General features: G+C 72.4%; 12 protein-coding genes. 5 read left to right on the forward strand and 7 right to left on the reverse strand.

Annotation, left to right across the window (positions count from 1 at the left end; genetic code table 11):
* Positions 1-15 precede the first annotated feature (15 nt).
* Complete coding sequence (locus OC490_RS33715) at positions 16-1,995, reverse strand: protein kinase domain-containing protein (protein ID WP_262061817.1); 1,980 nt, start codon at positions 1,993-1,995, stop codon at positions 16-18.
* 494 nt (positions 1,996-2,489) lie between these two features.
* Here OC490_RS33715 and OC490_RS33720 point away from each other — a divergent pair, with 494 nt between their 5' ends.
* Together OC490_RS33720 and OC490_RS33725 are read left to right on the forward strand one after the other, a co-directional pair.
* Positions 2,490-3,653: an exonuclease SbcCD subunit D gene (locus OC490_RS33720; protein WP_262061818.1), complete on the forward strand. Its 1,164-nt coding sequence runs from the start codon at positions 2,490-2,492 to the stop codon at positions 3,651-3,653.
* A gap of 34 nt (positions 3,654-3,687) precedes the next feature.
* Positions 3,688-6,678 carry an AAA family ATPase gene (locus OC490_RS33725; RefSeq protein ID WP_262061819.1) on the forward strand — a complete coding sequence of 997 codons (2,991 nt, stop codon included), beginning with the start codon at positions 3,688-3,690 and terminating at the stop codon, positions 6,676-6,678.
* On the opposite strand, the gene OC490_RS33730 is transcribed toward OC490_RS33725, so the two are convergent.
* The gene (locus tag OC490_RS33730; protein ID WP_262061820.1) at positions 6,672-7,118 is read right to left on the reverse strand and encodes an Lrp/AsnC family transcriptional regulator; all 447 of its coding nucleotides are present in this window, start codon (positions 7,116-7,118) and stop codon (positions 6,672-6,674) included. The two genes, OC490_RS33725 and OC490_RS33730, sit on opposite strands and share 7 nt — an antisense overlap.
* A gap of 123 nt (positions 7,119-7,241) precedes the next feature.
* On the opposite strand from OC490_RS33730, the gene OC490_RS33735 reads away from it, so the two are divergent.
* Both OC490_RS33735 and OC490_RS33740 read left to right on the forward strand, forming a co-directional pair.
* On the forward strand, positions 7,242-7,682 hold the full coding sequence (locus tag OC490_RS33735) for a rhodanese-like domain-containing protein (RefSeq protein ID WP_262061821.1): 441 nt from the start codon (positions 7,242-7,244) through the stop codon (positions 7,680-7,682).
* A 104-nt stretch (positions 7,683-7,786) separates the two neighbouring features.
* Positions 7,787-8,305 (forward strand): immunity 21 family protein, encoded by a 519-nt coding sequence (locus tag OC490_RS33740; RefSeq protein ID WP_262061822.1) that lies wholly within the window; start codon positions 7,787-7,789, stop codon positions 8,303-8,305.
* Positions 8,306-8,429: 124 nt separating this feature from the next.
* On the opposite strand, the gene OC490_RS33745 is transcribed toward OC490_RS33740, so the two are convergent.
* Both OC490_RS33745 and OC490_RS33750 read right to left on the reverse strand, forming a co-directional pair.
* Positions 8,430-10,121, reverse strand: coding sequence for a DUF885 domain-containing protein (locus OC490_RS33745; RefSeq protein WP_262061823.1), 1,692 nt, complete (start codon positions 10,119-10,121; stop codon positions 8,430-8,432).
* A 33-nt stretch (positions 10,122-10,154) separates the two neighbouring features.
* Positions 10,155-10,649 (reverse strand): Lrp/AsnC family transcriptional regulator, encoded by a 495-nt coding sequence (locus tag OC490_RS33750; protein WP_262061824.1) that lies wholly within the window; start codon positions 10,647-10,649, stop codon positions 10,155-10,157.
* A 60-nt stretch (positions 10,650-10,709) separates the two neighbouring features.
* Between OC490_RS33750 and OC490_RS33755 the strand changes: the two genes are divergently transcribed.
* Positions 10,710-11,981, forward strand: a complete 1,272-nt coding sequence (locus OC490_RS33755) for a trans-sulfuration enzyme family protein (protein WP_410099208.1) — start codon at positions 10,710-10,712, stop codon at positions 11,979-11,981.
* Here the strand turns inward: OC490_RS33755 and OC490_RS33760 are convergent.
* From OC490_RS33760 to OC490_RS33770, 3 genes are all read right to left on the reverse strand, one after another.
* On the reverse strand, positions 11,950-13,365 hold the full coding sequence (locus OC490_RS33760) for a GNAT family N-acetyltransferase (RefSeq protein WP_262061865.1): 1,416 nt from the start codon (positions 13,363-13,365) through the stop codon (positions 11,950-11,952). The genes OC490_RS33755 and OC490_RS33760 overlap by 32 nt on opposite strands.
* 180 nt (positions 13,366-13,545) lie before the next feature.
* On the reverse strand, positions 13,546-16,209 hold the full coding sequence (locus tag OC490_RS33765) for a DUF6493 family protein (RefSeq protein WP_262061825.1): 2,664 nt from the start codon (positions 16,207-16,209) through the stop codon (positions 13,546-13,548).
* The gene (locus OC490_RS33770) at positions 16,206-17,609 is read right to left on the reverse strand and encodes an SWIM zinc finger domain-containing protein (protein WP_262061826.1); all 1,404 of its coding nucleotides are present in this window, start codon (positions 17,607-17,609) and stop codon (positions 16,206-16,208) included. The genes OC490_RS33765 and OC490_RS33770 overlap by 4 nt, the downstream gene beginning before the upstream one ends.
* Positions 17,610-17,742: the final 133 nt, after the last annotated feature.

The raw sequence follows: 17,742 nt of genomic DNA on the forward strand, positions 1-17,742 counted from the left end.
GGTTTTGACGATGTGTCAGGAGCGCCAGTGCCAGACCTGGTTGGAGCTGCCCGCGCAGCCGAAGGTCTGGACCGGCTGACCGTCCTGCCCCGACTTGGAGGCCTCCGCGTCCAGACAGAAGCCGTCCGGGGCGCTGACCAGGGTCCCGGCGCTGCCCAGTTGCCACCGCTGCGCGCTCAGCCCGTCGCAGCTCCTGGCCCGGATCTTCGAAAAGTTCTGGCCGACGGTGTCGGCGTCGGCGTCCAGGCAGGTGTGGTCGCCCTGATTGACGACGAGGTACTGGGACGCGTGGCCGGGCACGCGGTAGAGCGCCCACTTCTGGGCCGGCGTGCCGTTGCACCCCCACACCTGCACCGCCGAGACGCGGGCGTCGAGGCACCGGGCGACCTCGACGGCGTGGACGTTCTCGGTGACGGTCACCGAACCGGCCCTGACCGGTCCGCGCTCCGCGCCGTACAGCAGTTTCATCGTCTGCGCGTCGACCGACCCGCTCGGAGTGGTTCCGGCCTCGGTCTGGAACGCCTTCACCGCGTCGCTCGTCGTCTCCCCGTAGTCGCCGTCGACCGTGACGTGCAACCCGTAGCCGGCGAGCAGGAGTTGGAGGGCCTTGACGCAGTCGCCGTGGGAGTGCGACGCGATTTCGGCGACGCACGAGGCGATCCGGATGTCGAGGGTCGCGGGATCGTGAGTGGCCGGCGCCTTCGTCGGGCTCTGTGACGCCACGTTCCCCGTGCCCGGCAGGGTCGAGTCCCCGTTCGGCGAACTGCTCGGCGCCGAGGGCGAGTTCTCCGGCACGGCCGCTGCCGAGGACGCCTCCGGCCCGGCACCGGCCGACGTCCCGTCGTCGTGGTGCAGCAGCAGCGTCGCGGTGATGCTGCCGGCGACCAGGACGGCGGCGGCGACGGCACCCACGATCAACTTTCCGCGTTTCCCGGACGCGAACTCGCGTTTCCCGGGAGCGACTTGGGGCTTGCCGGGCTTCTCGGCAGGCGGTTCCGGGGGCGTCGCGACGGGACGGGCGGCGGGGGAGATCGCGAGCCCGGGGGAGGCCCCCCGCTCGGGAGCGGCTACACGTGGCGGGTCGCCGACCGGCCCGGACAGCTGATGTCCGATGGCCGTCCTGAACACGGCTTCGGGTGACGGCCGTTGCTCGGGGTCCTTGTCCAGGCAGACGCGGATGAACGCGGCCAGGTCCGTGTCTACGGCCGCCACCTTGTCGAGGGTTTCCTCCCGGGGCGGGTCGAAGGCCACCCGGTGCAGCACGTCGACGCCCGTGCCCTCGCCGAACGGCGCCTCCCCGGCGACGGCGTAGGTGAGCGTGGAGGCCAGTGAGAAGACGTCCGAGGCGGCGGTCACCTCCTGGCCGCGGACCTGCTCTGGGGACATGTAGGCGGGGGTACCCACGTTCTGGCCGGTGGCGGTGATCGAGGTGCCGTCGGTGGCCTGGACGACACCGAAGTCGATGACGCGGGCGCCGTCGGCACCGAGGATGACGTTGGACGGCTTGAGGTCGCGGTGCACCAGCCCGGCGCGCCAGATCGCCTCGATCGCGCGTCCCACGTCGGCGAACAGCCGCCAGGCCGCCGCCGCGTCGATCGGTCCGCGCGCGTCGACCAGCTGGTCCAGGGTGGGCCCGGGTATGTACTCGGTGGCGACCCAGACCAGGTCCTCCTCGCAGCCGCTGCCCAACAGCCGTACGATGTGCGCTCCTTGGATGCTGTCCAGGGCGCCGACCTCGCGCTCGAAGCGCTTGCGGAACTGCGGGTCCTCCGCGTACTCGGGACGGATCACCTTCACGGCGGCCGGGCCGGTGCCGCCCGTGGTGTCGCGGCCGAGATAGACCCGGCCCATCCCGCCGCTGCCCAGTACCGACAGCAAGCGGTACGGGCCCGCCTGCCGGGGGTCGCTCTTCCGCAACGGGACCTCGGGCGGCGGTTCCATCCCCGCCGCCGCATAGGCCATCGTTTCGGACCGACCGCGGTACTCGACTGGCATGGGAACCCTGTGTCTCTCGCGTGGTGCGTGTGACGTGAGATTAGCGCAGCTCCCGTGTGTGGCAGGGGAGTTGGGGGTTTCCTGCGGGGGCTCAGCCGCCTCGCGGGAGACCTGTGCCGAGAAGGCCGCGCGAGTGGTCCGGGGCGACGGCGAATCGCTCGCCGCCCCCGGCTGACCCCCACCCCGGGCCGAGCGGTGGCTGCCGGGTCGGTGGGGAGGGCCGGGGACTCGTAGGGGTGCCTGTGCCGGCCCGGCCGGGGTGGGCGCAGGCGCCCATATCCGTCTTCGACGAGCACCGGGGCTGCGGGTTCGGGCTGGGCCTCTACGTCGTGACCGATACGTCGTCAGTTGCGCAACCTCGTGTACCAGGCCATGACATAAAGGGTGTTCGGTGTCGACATAAGGGATATTTGGGGCGTTTTGTTCGTCGATGTGCTGGCGAGTGTGTGGCCGTGGTGAAGCAGGGGGGCCACAGGCGCTAGCGTGGTGGCTCCATGAAACTGCTGCACACCTCCGACTGGCACCTGGGCCGGGCGTTCCACCGAGTGAACATGCTCGGGGCCCAGGCCGACTTCGTGAGTCACCTCGTCACCACCGTGCGCGAGCGCGCGGTGGACGCCGTGGTCGTGTCGGGAGACGTGTACGACCGCGCCGTACCGCCGCTGGCCGCCGTCGAGCTCTTCGACGACACCCTGCACCGGCTCGCCGACCTGGGCGTGCCCACGGTGATGATCTCCGGGAACCACGACTCGGCCCGTCGGCTCGGCGTCGGCGCGGGACTGATCGACCGCGCGGGCATCCATCTGCGCACCGAACCGTCGGCCTGCGGGACGCCCGTGGTGATTCCGGACGCGTTCGGCGACGTGGCCTTCTACGGGCTGCCGTATCTCGAACCCGCCCTGGTGAAGGCCGAGTTCGGGGTGGAGAAGGCCGGGCACGAAGCGGTACTGGCCGCAGCCATGGAGCGCGTCCGCGCCGACCTCGCAGACCGCCCGCCCGGCACCCGGTCCGTGGTCCTCGCCCATGCCTTCGTCACCGGCGGCGAGGCCAGCGACAGCGAGCGGGACATCACCGTCGGCGGGGTCGCCGCCGTACCGGCCGGGGTCTTCGACGGCGTCGACTACGTGGCGCTCGGGCATCTGCACGGCTCCCAGACCATCACCGGGCGCGTGCGCTACTCGGGCTCCCCGCTGCCGTACTCCTTCTCCGAGGCCGACCACCGCAAGAGCATGTGGCTCGTCGACCTCGACGCCGACGGGACCGTCACCGCCGAACGCGTCGACTGCCCGGTTCCGCGCGAACTGGCCAGGATCCGGGGCATGTTGGAGGACCTGCTCGACGACCCGCAGCTCGCGCGGCACGCGGAGGCCTGGGTCGAGGCGACGCTCACCGACCCGGTCCGCCCGGCCGACCCCATGGCCCGGCTCACCGAACGCTTCCCGCACACCCTCAGCCTGGTCTTCGACCCCGAGCGGACCCCGGACGACCCCGACGTGTCGTACGCCAGGCGCCTCGCGGGCCGCAGCGACCAGGAGATCGCCGACGACTTCGTGGCCCATGTGCGGGGCGCCGGACCCGACGACGACGAACAGACCGTGCTCCAGGAGGCGTTCGACGCGGTGCGCGCGGACGCGGTGGTCCGGGAGGTGTCGCCGTGAACGCGCGGCGCGTGGAGGAAGGGGGCGGTGGCCGGTGAGGCTGCATCGGCTCGACATCACCGCCTTCGGGCCCTTCGGCGGCTCGCAGACCGTCGACTTCGACGGACTGTCCTCCGCCGGCCTCTTCCTCCTGCACGGCCCGACCGGCGCCGGCAAGACCTCCGTCCTGGACGCCGTGTGCTACGCGCTCTACGGATCGGTGCCCGGCGTACGCCAGTCCGGCCAGGGGCTCACCCTGCGCAGCGACCACGCGGCGCCCGCCACCCGCACCGAGGTCCGGCTCGAACTGACCGTCGCCGGGCGGCGGTTGGAACTCACCCGGCAGCCGCCCTGGGCCCGCCCCAAGAAGCGCGGCACCGGCAGCACACTGGACAAGGCACAGAGCTGGCTGCGCGAGTACGACGCGACGGCCGGCGACTGGAAGGACCTCAGCCGCTCGCACCAGGAGATCGGCGAGGAGATCGCCCAGCTGCTCGGGATGAGCCGGGAGCAGTTCTGCCAGGTCGTGCTGTTGCCCCAGGGGGAGTTCGCGCGGTTCCTGCGCTCCGACGCCGAGGCGCGCGGCAAGCTGCTCGGCCGGCTCTTCGACACCCACCGCTTCGCCGAGGTCGAGAAGCGGCTCGCCGACCGGCGGCGGGCCACCGAGGCCCAAGTCCGCCAGGGCGACGCCGAGTTGCTGGCCGACGCGCACCGCATGCAGCAGGCCGCCGGGAACGCCATGGAGCTGCCGGACCTCGCACCGGGCGAACCCGGCCTCGCCGCCGAGGTGTTGGGCGCGGCGGCCGTCGCCCGCAGCACCGCGCGCGAACAGCTGACCATCGCGCACAGCCGCCTTTCCGCCGCCGAGTCCGCCCGCGCCGCGGCCGACCGCGTGCTCGCCGACGTACGCGAACTGGCGCGCCTGCAACAGCGGTTCGCGCAGGCCCGGGAGCGGGCCGCGCTCCTGGAGGAGCGCGCCGACGGCTATCGGCAGGCGCAGGCGCGGATGGAGCGGGCGCGGAAGGCGGAGGCGGTGGCGCCGGCGCTGGAGCTGCGGGAGGCCGCCGACTCCGAGCACCGGGAGGCCGCCCGGGCCGAGGCACGCGCCCGTGACCTGCTGCCGGAGACCTTCGCGGGCGCCGGAGCGGCCGGGCTCACCGCCGCCGCCCGCCGGGCCGCCGAGGAGCTGGGCGGCCTGGAGTCGGCCCGCCGCGCCGAACGGCGCCTGACCGAACTCGGCCTGGAGCGCGCCGACTTGGACCGGCAGGAGCGCGCCGACGAGGACGTACGGCAGGAGGCCGAGGCCTGGCTCGCCGGGTGGGACACGAACCGCGCGGAGCTGCGGACGCGGATCGAGTCCGCCCAGGAGGCCGCCGGCCGGGCCGAACAGCTCGCCGTGCGCCGCGAGCCCACCGAGCGCCGGCTCCGGGCGGCCCGGCAGCGGGACCAGTTCGCCGGTGACACCGAGGACGCCCAGCGGCAGGTGCTGTCCCTCGCCGAACGCGCCGTGAAGGCCCGCACCCACTGGCTCGACCTCAAGGAACAGCGGCTGAACGGCATCGCCGCCGAACTCGCCGCCCACCTCACCGACGGCGAACCCTGCGCGGTCTGCGGTGCCTCCGAACACCCCGCGCCCGCACGCAAGTCCGCGGAACACGTCGACCGCGCGGCCGAGGAACAGGCCCTCACCGCCCACCAGCACGCCGAGGAACAGCGCACCGAGGCCGAGCGCCGCCTCGGCGTCGTACGGGAAGCGCTCGCCGCCGCCACGGCGGAGGCGGGGGACACACCGACCGATCAACTCGCTGACGAGGTCGCCGAGTTGGAGCGGCTGTACGAGCAGGCGCGCCGGGACGCGTCCTGGCTGCACCCCGCGACCGAGGAGCTGCGGAAGGCCGAGCAGGAGCACGACCGGCGGACCGGCATCCAGCAGCAGGCCGCCCTCAGAGCCGCCTCCCGTACGGCCCTCCGCGACAACCTGGACCGTGAACGCGCCCTGCTGGAAGAGGAGTTGGCGCACACGCGGGGCACCGCCGACAGTGTGGCGGCGCGCGCGGCCCAGCTGGAGCGGCAGGCCGCGCTGCTCACCGACGCCGCCGACACCGCACGTGTCGCCGAGGACACCGCGCAGCGGCTGAAGGACGCCGACGCGCGGCTGGCCGACGCCGCCTTCCGCGCCGGGTTCGAGACGCCGCAGGCGGCGGCCGACGCCCTCCTCGACGACGGCGCTCATCGCGAACTCCAACGGCGCCTGGACGCCTGGCAGTCGGAGGAGGCCGCCGTACGGGCCGTCCTCGCGGAGGCCGACACCGCCGCAGCCGCGCAGCAGCCGCCCGCCGACCCGGACGCTGCGGAGCGCGCCGCGAGCGCGGCCGAGCGGCGGACCCGGGACGCGGCCTCCGCGCGCGACGCGGCGGCCCGGCGCTGCACCGAACTCGACCGGCTCTCCGCCCGGTCGGCGGCCGGGGCGCGTCAACTCGCGCCGCTGCGCCAGGAGTACGACCGCGTGGCCCGCCTCGCCGCCCTCACCGCAGGCACTTCGGCGGACAACGAACGCAGGATGCGCCTGGAGTCGTACGTCCTCGCCGCCCGCCTGGAACAGGTGGCCGCCGCCGCGACCGTACGGCTGCAGCGCATGTCGTCCGGCCGCTACACCCTCGTCCACTCCGACGACCGGGCCGGGCGCGGCCGTAGCGGACTCGGGCTGCATGTCGTCGACGCGTGGACCGGGCGGGAGCGGGACACGGCGACGCTGTCCGGCGGCGAGACGTTCTTCGCCTCGCTCGCTCTCGCGCTCGGACTCGCGGATGTGGTCACCGACGAGGCAGGCGGGGTCCGGCTCGACACGCTCTTCATCGACGAGGGCTTCGGCAGTCTCGACGAGCAGACCCTCGACGAGGTCCTCGACGTCCTGGACTCCCTGCGCGAACGGGACCGCAGCGTCGGCATCGTCAGCCATGTCGCCGACCTGCGGCGGCGCATCCACGCGCAGCTGGAGGTCGTGAAGGGGCGGGCGGGGTCGACCGTACGACAGCGGGGTCAGTGACCGAGCGGTCGGCGGGGGAGCGGTGAGGAGTAGACGACGCTGGTGGTGACCGAGCCCAGCGCGCCGATCTTCCCCGACACCTCCTCCAGGTGGCGCATCGAGCGGGCCGCGACCTTGATCATGAAGCAGTCGTCGCCCGTGATGTGATGCGCCTCCAGGATCTCCGGCGTCACCGCGACCAGGTCGTGGAACGGCTTGTAGTTGCCGTTCGGATAGCGCAGCCGCACGAACGCCAGGATCGGCAGGCCGAGCCGCTCCGGGTCCACGACCGCCGTGTACCCCTGGATCACCCCCGCCTCCTCCAGCCGCCGCACCCGCTCGGTGACCGCGCTCGCGGACATGGAGACGGCCCGGGCCAGCTCGGCGAAACCGGCCCGGCCCTCCCGCTGGAGGACGTCGAGGATGCGCCAGTCGGTGGCGTCCGGGGAATACGTGGTCATTCATGAGAAATAGCAGGGGAATCCCCGGCAGATCAAGCAGGACGCCGGGAATCATCACTTCAGGGACCCGGCCGGCGACCGTAGATTTCCGGTCGTAAGGACATCTCGGTGAAAGGCCGGTCCATGAGCAGCACCACCCCCGCGGCAGCCGCCGCCCACTTCCGCGCGAGCCTCGCCTTCCACACCGACGTCTCCGATGTCGCCGCCGCGCTCGCCTCCGGCGGCCCCGCCTTCGTCCTCGTGGACTCACGCTCCACCGAGTCCTGGGACCAGGGGCACATCCCCGGAGCGGTCCACCTCCCCACCGCGCTCATACCCGAACAGGCCGGGCAACTCCTCGACAGATCCGTGCCGGTGGTGACGTACTGCTGGGGCCCCGGCTGCAACGGCGCCACCCGCGCGGCCCTCGCCCTCGCCGAACTCGGTTACCAGGTACGGGAGATGCTCGGCGGCTTCGAGTACTGGGTGCGCGAGGGCTTCGAGTTCGAGACCTGGCAGGGGCGGGAGCGGCGCCCGGCCGACCCGCTGACGGTGCCGGTGAACACGGACGACTGCGGCTGCTGAAACCGGGGCCGACCGTGAACGGGCCGTACCGGCAAGCGAGTTGGCGGCGCGCGCGGCAGCTCGAACCATGAACATGTGGGCTCGCTGTGCGTTAGGTTCTGCCCATGGCGTTATATGCGGAGCCGGGCACGGCGGTGCAGTGGGTGGAGTCGGGCGGCGGGCCGCTCATAGCGGTACCGGAGACGGTGCTGCCGTTCTGGACGGGAGCCGACGGCGATGAACTGGCCTCGGACTACGACCGGGCGTGCGAGGTCGGCGGGTATGTCGGTCTCCTGCCGGTAGGGGACAGCGCGGCCCTGGTCCTGGGCGACGAGCCCGCCTCGACGTCCTTCCTGCCGGAGCACGGCACGTTCGTACGGTGGTGTGCCGCGGACTCCGAGGAGGAGGTGCTGGCCGGCGTGCCCGCCGCGCTCGCCGGCGCGACCTGGGAGAACGAGGTGCGGTGGGACGTACCCGGACCGCTGGTGCTGTTCGACTCGGCATGGCCCGGGCGGGATTCGGAAGGCACCGAGCATCTGAAGGTCGACCTGGAACCGGGACGTTACGCCGTCCGCGCGGGCCGCGCCCAGCCGGGCCCGGAGACCTGGCTCGGCCTCGTCCAACTGCGACGGCTTCCCAACTGACCGGCGGCACAAGGGACTTGGGTACCGGCGTCGGCGCTGGTGCTGGTGCCGGTGCTGGATGCGGGTAGCGGCCGGGTCCCGAACTCCCGGACCCGGCCGCCGATGCCTCACCCCCGGCCTGGCATCAGAGCTGCGACAGCTCGTCCACCAGGTCGTCCAGGCCCAGCGATCCCTGCGACAGCGCGGCCATGTGCCACGCCTTCAGATCGAACGCGTCGCCGTGTCGCTGGCGCGCGTTCTCCCGGCCCAACAGCCAGGCCCGCTGGCCGAGTTTGTAGCCGATGGCCTGGCCCGGGATTGTGAGATAGCGCGTCAGCTCGCTCTCCACGAAGTCCGCCGGGCGACTGCTGTGCGCGCCGAAGAACTCCTGCGCCAGCTCCGGCGTCCACCGCTCACCGGGGTGGAAGGGCGAGTCCGCCGGAATCTCCAGCTCCAGGTGCATGCCGATGTCGACGATGATCCGGGTGGCCCGCATCATCTGCCCGTCGAGGAAGCCGAGTCGCTGCTCCGCGTCCTCCAAGTAGCCCAACTCGTCCATCAGTTGCTCCGCGTACAGCGCCCAGCCCTCGGCGTTGGCGCTGACCATGCCGACGGACGCCTGGTAGCTGGACAGGTCCTCGGCGACATGCGCCCACTGGGCGAGCTGGAGGTGATGGCCGGGGACGCCCTCGTGGTACCAGGTCGAGACGAGGTCGTAGACCGGGAACCGGGTCTGTCCCATGGTCGGCAGCCAGGTGCGGCCCGGCCGCGAGAAGTCCTGCGAGGGTGACGTGTAGTACGGCGCCGCCGCACTGCCCGGGGGCGCGATCCGCGACTCCACCCGCCGTACCCGCTCGGCGAGTTCGAAGTGGGTGCCGTCCAACTCCTCGATCGCCTTGTCCATCACGCCCTGGAGCCAGTCACGGACCTCGTCGACACCCTCGATGTGCCGACCGTGCTCGTCGAGGTACGCGAGGGCCACCCACGGGGTCTCGGCGCCGGGCAGGATCTTCTCGGCCTCCCGCTTCATCTCCGCGAGCAGCCGGTGGTACTCGGACCAGCCGTACGCGTACGCCTCGTCGAGGTTCAGCTCCGTACCGTTGAAGTAGCGCGCCCAGCGCGCGTACCGCTCACGGCCCACCGTGTTCGGCGCGCCCTCGATCGCCGGCGCGTACACCTCCCGCAGCCAGTCCCGCAGCTCCACCAGGGCCGCGGTCGCCCCGCGGGCCGCCTCGTCCAGCTCGGCGCGCAGGGACTCGGGTCCGGCCGAGGCGAAGTCCTCGTACCAGCCACGCCCCTCGCCGCCCGGGTCCGACCACTCGGTGAGCTGGCCGATGAAGGTGGCCGTCGGGCGCGGGCCTGCGAACAGCTTGCGGTCCAGGCCCAGTTGGAGGGACTCGCGGTAGCCGGCCAGCGCGGTGGGCACCGCGCGCAGCCGCTCGGCGATCGCCGCCCAGTCCTCTTCGGTCTGCGCCGGAGTCACCGTGAACACATCACGCACCGTGTGCGCGGGGGTGTGCATATTGCCCACCTCGCGCAGCCCCTCCTCGGTGTCGTGCACACCGAGTGCGGCGGTCAGCCGCTCGCGCAGCAGGCGCGCGCACCGGCGCTCGACACCACTGTCCGCGCCGGGTCGGCGCTCTGCCTCGTCGAGCTTCGCGAGGGTCGCCCGCTGAAGCTCCGCGAGTCGTTCCTGACCTGCGGGGGAGAGATCGGGCAGCCTGCCCGAACTCTCCTTCACGCCGAGATACGTACCGATGACCGGGTTGAGGGCGATGAGGTCGTCGACGTAGGCGTCGGCGACCTGCCGGGGCAGCGGAGTGTTGGTCTGCGACATGGGGACCATCCTCATACCTGGGACTTCTCCCCGTCACCCCGATTCAGCTACGGGCGTGGCAAGGGGCAGCAAGGGCCCGCAGTCCCACTGCTGGAAGATCAAGCGGGTCTCCACGCGCGCCACTTCCCGCTGTGACGTGAACTCGTCCAGGACCAGCCGCTGCAGATCCGCCATGTCCGCGACAGCCACATGGACGAGATAGTCGTCGGGCCCGGTCAGATGGAACACGGTCCGCGACTCCGGCAACGCCCGGACCCGCTCCACGAAGGGCCCCACCAACTCCCGCCGATGCGGTCTGACCTGCACCGACAGCAACGCCTCCAGACCGCGACCCAACTTCGCCGGATCGAGCCGCAGTTGATGCCCGAGGATCACACCGGCCCGGCGCAACCGCGCCACCCGGTCCAGACACGTCGACGGCGCGACACCGACCTGCGCCGCCAGATCGCGGTACGTCGCCCGGGCGTCGTTCTGCAACAACCGCAGCAGATGAAGATCCACCGGATCAAGTACGACAGAGTCGGTCATTCAGCGAACGTAACACGGAGATTTGGCTTGTCGGCCCGGTCGATGTTCACCCTTCTCTCCATGGACACAACGAGCCTGCACCCCTCCCCGGCCCGGCGGGCACTGGACACCGAAGCCGTGCACGCCGGCCGCGACGACCTGGCCCGGCAGGGCCTGCACGCCCCGCCCATCGACCTGTCGACCACCTACCCGTCGTACGACAGCCGCGGCGAGGCCGCCCGCATCGACGCCTTCGCCACCACCGGCGCCGAACCCGACGGCCCGCCCGTCTACGGCCGCCTCGGCAACCCGACCGTCGCCCGCTTCGAAACCGCCCTCGCCCGCCTCGAAGGCACCGACAGCGCGGTCGCGTTCGCCAGCGGCATGGCGGCCCTGACCGCCGTCCTGCTGGCGCGCGCCTCGACGGGGCTGCGCCATGTGGTGGCGGTACGGCCCCTCTACGGCTGCAGCGATCACCTGCTCACCGCCGGACTGCTCGGCTCCGAGGTGACCTGGACCGACCCCGCCGGCATCGCCGACGCGCTGCGTCCCGACACCGGACTGGTCGTCGTCGAGTCACCGGCCAACCCGACCCTCGCCGAACTCGATCTGCGCGCAGTCGCCCACTCCTGCGGCTCGGTGCCCCTCCTCGTGGACAACACCTTCGCCACGCCCGTCCTGCAACGCCCCGCCGAACACGGTGCACGCCTCGTCCTGCACAGCGCCACCAAGTACCTCGGCGGACACGGCGACGTGATGGCGGGCGTGGTGGCCTGCGACGAGGAGTTCGCCGGGCGACTGCGCCAGATCCGCTTCGCGACCGGCGGCGTACTGCATCCGTTGGCCGGCTATCTGCTGCTGCGCGGCCTCGCGACCCTGCCGATCCGCGTACGCGCCGCTTCCGCCACCGCCGCCGAACTCGCCCGCCGCCTCTCCGCCGACCCGCGCGTGGCCGACGTCCACTACCCGCGCATCGGCGGCGCGATGATCGCCTTCGAGACCCACGGCGACCCCCACGAGGTCATCGCAGGTGTCGGCCTCATCACCCCGGCGGTAAGCCTCGGCAGCGTGGACACGCTCATTCAGCATCCGGCGTCGATCAGTCATCGGGTGGTGGGCGAGGAAGACCGCAAGGGTGCCGGGGTGAGCGACCGACTGCTGCGGCTGTCGGTGGGCCTGGAGGATGTAGAGGACCTGTGGTCGGACTTGGACAGGGCGCTTGCGCCCGTCCCGAGGGGCGCGGGGCCGCATTCATATGCGGCCCCGCCGCCGGGCGCGACCAGCCACAACGCACCCGCACCCGCCAACGAAACCGCAACCGCTACGGCGCTTCGGCCCTACCGAACTCCGTGACCTCGACGGCACCCACCGCCGCATCCAACCGCGCCGTGACCACCAGCGTCCCCTCCTCGATCTGATAGTCGAGCGGCAGCTCGAGCCCCCGCATCGCCGCCACCATCCCCGTGTTGGACGCCTGCGTCACGGCGTACACGCTCTCGCACCCCGCCTCGACAGCCATCCCCACCAGCCGCTCCAGCAACTCGCTCCCGATTCCCCGCCGTTGCCAGTCGTCCTCGACGAGCAGCGCGACCTCCGTCTCGTCCCCGTCCCACAACAGGTGCCCGAGTCCGACGATCCGCCCCGACGCCGTCTGCACCGCGAGCGTCCGGCCGAAGCGCGGGGAGAGCAGGTGGTTGAGATAGCGGTCGGCGTCACCGACCGGCCCGTGGTACCGCATACCGAGCGTCCGCGCGGAGCAGCGCTCGTGCATCTCCCGCGCCGCCTCCAGATCGCCGGTGTCCGCGCGCCGCACGGTGATCGCGTTGCCCTCGGGCAGCGTCAGTACGTCCTGGCTGCGCGGGATGCGCGGACCGAGCCGGGCATCCAGCTCCACCAGCGCCCGCGCCCGGGCGAACTCGGTGGGCGTGAACGGCAGATACGGCCGCTCCACAGTGATCACTCCGCCTTCCGGCGCCCGCAGGCGCATCACCGTGTCCTCCAACGCCCCCTCCGTCGGCACCGACTCCGGCTCGCGTCCCTTGCCCGAAGTGGCCGCAGGCAGCGAACGGATGGTGCACCGGCCCAGCAACTGCCGCAGCGCCAGCGGCAGTTCCGCCGCGTCCAGGGCCGTGCGGGTTGCCAGGCCGAGGATCCGGGTCGGCGCGTCCACCAGATCGTGGGCGTCGGCCCGCTCGATCCAGGTGCTCGAACCGCCGGCCGACGCGACCACCCGGGTGATCTCGGAGGCCGCGACCTCGCCCGGCGCCCGCAGCAGGAACTCGTCCACCGTGCCCTCGGCCAGCGGGTGTGTCTGCAGGCTCAGGATGTCGACCTGGCGCCCGGCCAGCGCCGTGCACAACGCGGCCAGCGATCCGGGCGCGTCCCGCACCGTGGTCCGCATGCGCCACAGCGTGGCCGACTCGGCGACGCCGTCGGGCGCCGCGGACGACTGCTGGGACTCCGACTCGGATTCGATCGAGGACTCCGATTCGGAGGGCCCGGCCTGCCGCACCCGCGCGGCCGACCGGGCGCCGGTATCGCCCGTAGGAGGTGCGTGACCGTGGCGGCGTGACCACCATGTGTGGAACCCCGCCGTGGCGATCAGCGCCAGCGCGGAGATCGCCAGCAGCGCCGGGCCCCCGGGCCCGTGTCCAACCAGATTCGCCACGACGTCGGCCACCGCGACGGCAGTGAACAGCGCCGCCAGCTCCACCAGGTCGCGCCGCCAGTGGTGCACCGGACGCCCGTGCCTGGCCCGCGTCACATCAGACATGTCTCGATTCATGCAACCACTGTGAAGGAAGGGTGTTGCGTGATCACGAACGCTCTGTGACCGACCGGTAAAAGCGTGGTTCTGTACCTTTTGCAGTTCTTTTTACGAGTGTGCTGCCCTGAAGGTCAGCCCCGGCGTCCTACGTCATGCGGCCACCCCCGCCATCAGCGCGCTGCGCAGCCGACGTGCCTGAGTGACCAGTCGGGACGAGCCGGTCCGGTCCGCGGCCTGCGCCAGATGCGGTAGTTCACCCTGAGCCCCGGACCGCTCCGCGCACTCGGCACCCACGGCGAGCAGGTCCCCGAGCCCCCGCGCCAGGGCGGGCTTGACGTCCCCGTCGAGATCGGCGAGCAGCGCGGTCAGAGTGTGGCGCAGGATCCCCCATATGCTGGTGTTCGCCCCGGTGGCGGCCCCCGTCCGCATCGACTCGGCGAGCCGCGAGGGCTTCACCGCCCCGCTTCGCACCAACTGCCCCAGATCCGTGCCCAGCCGCTCCCCGTCCAGCTGTCCCCGGGCCGCGAGCACCAGCAACGCGTCCACCGCGGCGAGCCGGTCCTCGGGGTGCCGGGCGCCGAGCCCGTACGCCAGACACAGGTGCGTCGCCTCACCGGCCGTGCCGTCGGACTCGGCCAGCAGCGGGAGTACGGCGGCAGCGCCGCGGGTGCCGTCCAGGGCGACGGCCGACACGTCCCGCACGATGCGGGCCGCGATCAGTTCACGGCGCTCGGGGAGTATCGCGAGCCAGTGCCGCGGCATGTCCCGGTTCCAGTGGTAGCAGTACCAGTTGTTGCCGTAGACGGTCACCGGCTGCCCGAGCGTCCGGAACTCCGCCGGGAAGTCCTCCTGCACATCGAGGAGTTCACCCAACTCCAGCAGGACACGCGGCCCGGACGCGCGTCGCCTGCTCGGAGGCAGGGTGGGGCTCTCGGACGTCAGCCAGCGGGCGAGCCGGACGCCCTCCGTCGTGCCGAGCGACTCCGCCCGCTCGGCGGCAGCAGCTGCCGCCGCCCGGTCCCCTCGGCGCACCCGCAGCAACGCCTGCGCGAAGTCGGCGGCCGAGACCCGCGCGCCCAGCCGCCGGTAAGTGTCCAGCCGGTCCACCAACTCGTCCGGCTCCAGCAAGCCCGTGTTCCAGCTCGGAATCGAGAGCAGGAGCGGCAGCGGCTCCACGCGGAGCCGGTACGCCACCTCCCACACCCGGGCGTCGAAGGCCCGGGACAGCGCGCTGTGCCCGCATGTCCGGGAGCGGTGGCCGTCATGCATCCCTTCGTGGAGCGTGACGGTGCGCACCTTGTCCTGGAGGGTGGCCAGCAGGAGGTCGAGACCGTACTCCGCGCTGCCGAAGGCGCGGTGCGTTCGACTGAAGTGGTCGTCGGCGCGCCGGGCGTCCTCGGGATCGTCGGAGTGCCACCAGCGGCGCGCGACCACCGGCTCCAACGCCTTCACCAGGGTTTTGTGGTCCCGGTATGCATGGCGGACGAGGCCGTCCAGCACGCGCTCGAACGCGGATACCTCACCCTCGGTCGCCAGCAACGCCCCCACCTCCTCGGCGAGTTCGACTGCGGACTCGGGTGCCGGCGCGAGGCGTACCGGCTCCGGCGCGGGCGGGAGTACCTCCTCGTACACCGCCGATGTCGGCGTCGCCGGCGCCGCGCCCAGTGTCTCGACAGCACGCGCACGCAGGACGGGGACCAACTGGTCGGCGGCGAACGCGAGTTCGGCCCGCACCTCGGAGGAGTCGACCTTCTTGAGATGCCGTTCGACCAGTTTCAGTGCCCGCTCCTGCACGTCCGTGTCCTCGTGCCCGAAGGCCTGCGCGACGGCGGGCAGCACCTCGGCGGCGGCCGACGCGTCCCGTGCCAGCACCTTCCCCAGCAGCACGAGCTGCGCACGGACGAGCTTCTTCTCGGACCTGAACAGCACCGCGTCGGACATCTCCGCCAGCCGGCGCGGCGTCAACTCCCCGTCCAGGGCCAGGGATCCGAGCACCGCCTGGGCGTGCGAGGCCACGGTGGGCACCGCGTCCGAGGCCAGGGCCAGCCAGTCGGCGATGTGCTCCCGCTCCTCCTCGCGGGTGAGGGCGAGCCCCTTCAACACGCGCAGGAACGCCCGGTGATCGAGAGTCGAACCGCCCCGCAGCAGCCGGGCCACACAGGCGTCCACCGTCCGCTTCCGGTCCAGGGCGCCTTCGACGGTGAGCTGCGCGATCGCGTCGACCCAGCCGTCCAGGTCCTCCGCCGAGGACCACTCCATGGGGCCGGCGACGTCGTTCGTCTCGAAGAGCGCGGCCATCAGCTCCGAGAGGTGAGGATCCCTGCGCAGCCGGTCGAACAGGGTGTCCCCGCGCTGCCACAGCTGACCGGTGTGCGCCACCCAGGCCTGCACATAGGTCTCCGTCGTCGGCACCGGACAACCGGAGAGCCGGACCAGACCGGCCATCAGCTCGTACGACACACCGGCGGAGGCCGGACGCCCGGCGAGGCGGTGCGTCACATCGGCCAGCCAGGAGGCGTCGCGGTCGCCCAGGACGTGGATCAGCAGCGCCGCCGACGACTGCGACCAGCGCATGTCGCTGCCGGCGATCCAGCTCACCGCGGCAGCTGCCCCCGTCTCACAGGCGGCACCGGCCGCGTGCAGCGTGGGATGGGCTCGGCGGGACGGATGCCCCCACGGTGCTGTGCGCAGCTCCTTGCGGAGATCCTTCAACTCCGGCAGAAACGCCCGGCGTTCGGTATCCGTCAGCCCGTCGAGCAACCCCACCACCTCGGCGGTCCGCCCCGCCCGCACCGCTTCCATCAGCGCACTCATCGCACACCCCCGTCGACCCGCGCCATGTCCCGCTCCACCGCGGCACCCCGCCGCACCATCCGTACCGCCAGCGCGTGCTTGCACGGCCCGCGCCCGCCCCGGTACTTCGCCCACCACACACAGCTGCAACTCAGCACCCCCGCCTCGTCACGCACCCGGTGCACATGTCCGTCCTCGGCCGTCACCTTGCCGATCGCGCCCTCCAGACGCACCGCGCCCGCGGCCACCAGCGCGAGGGCCGAGCGCAGCCGCGGATTGTGGCGCTCCACGCGCCGCGCGTCGTACGGCAGTTCACGGTGGAAGTAGGCCGCCTCCGCCGTGTCGTACCCGACGCGCCCGGAAGTGCCCAGGCGGATCAGCGCGGCGCGGACCCGCGCGGGGGTGAGTCCCGAGGCGGCGGCCAGGTCGGCGACGTCGATGCGGGGCTCCCAGGCCAGCAGCACGGCGATCAACTCCGCGTCCTCGCCCGCCTCGTCGGCGGAGAGCGCGTCCAGGACCCCGCCCTCTCCGGAGAACCCGCGCGACGCGTCCGGCGACAGCGTCAGGGTCAGCCGCATCCCCGGCAGGACGGCCTCCCACGCACCGGCGGTGGCGGCGGCGCCGATGACGGAGGGGCCGTAGATCCGCAGGGCCGTCGCGTGGCGCAGGACCCGCTGGAGGGCGATCAGCCGCTCCGGGCCCGGCAGGCACACCGCGCCCGGGACGGGGCGGGTGGTGGGGCGCAGGCCGCGCCCCGCCGGTACGACCCATCGGGGGCCGCTCGTGGTGCCGCGCGCGCCGGACTTCGGGAGCGAGCGCAGGAAGCGGACCGCCTCCGCCGCGGGCAGTTCGGCCCGCAGGTCGAAACCGGCCGCTATGACCTGCGCCTCCGCGAAGCCGCGCAGCCAGCGGTCCGGCAGCGGCACCTTCTTCTCCAGCACCGGGCCGTCCAGCGTGGTCACGGCCAACTCCTCGGGGCCGACCCGGAGATGGAGCGGGTCGTCCGAGCCGATGCGGGACAGGGCCTCGCGCAGGGGGTTGTTGACGTCGACGTTCGTCGTGCCGTGTCCCACCTCGCCGCCGTCGAGGCCCGGGCCGAGGACATCAAGTCGCGCGTACACCCCGCCGCAGCCGGAGAAGGACTCGAAGCGCAGCCGGTCACCGCCCGCCGTCACCACCGGGTCGAGCGAGGCGGCCAGTTGGCGCTGGTAGTACCGCGCGCCCGCCACGTCGGCCACCGCGAGCAGCGCAGCCGAGGCCACCTGAGGCGAGGTCAGGAAGCCCGCGAAGAAGCGGGGATGGTCGGTGACACCCGAAGGAGTCGCGCCTTGTGAGGTCTCAAGACCGAGGCGCCGTCCACTCTCCGACGACTCCAGCGCGGAGGGTCGGCGATAGGTCACGGCCTGCAAAGATCGCGTCATGGAAAAACCGTAGAGGCCGCCACTGACAATCGGCCTGACCTGCGAAAACGCGGTCCGTTCGCGGATGTTCGGTGCGCCGCCAAACGCACCGCGCACCGGGGGATGACGCCGGTGCGCGGCACAGGTTCGAGGG

This window comes from Streptomyces sp. STR69, assembly GCF_024519455.1.
In the GTDB taxonomy this organism is placed as follows: Bacteria; Actinomycetota; Actinomycetes; order Streptomycetales; family Streptomycetaceae; genus Streptomyces.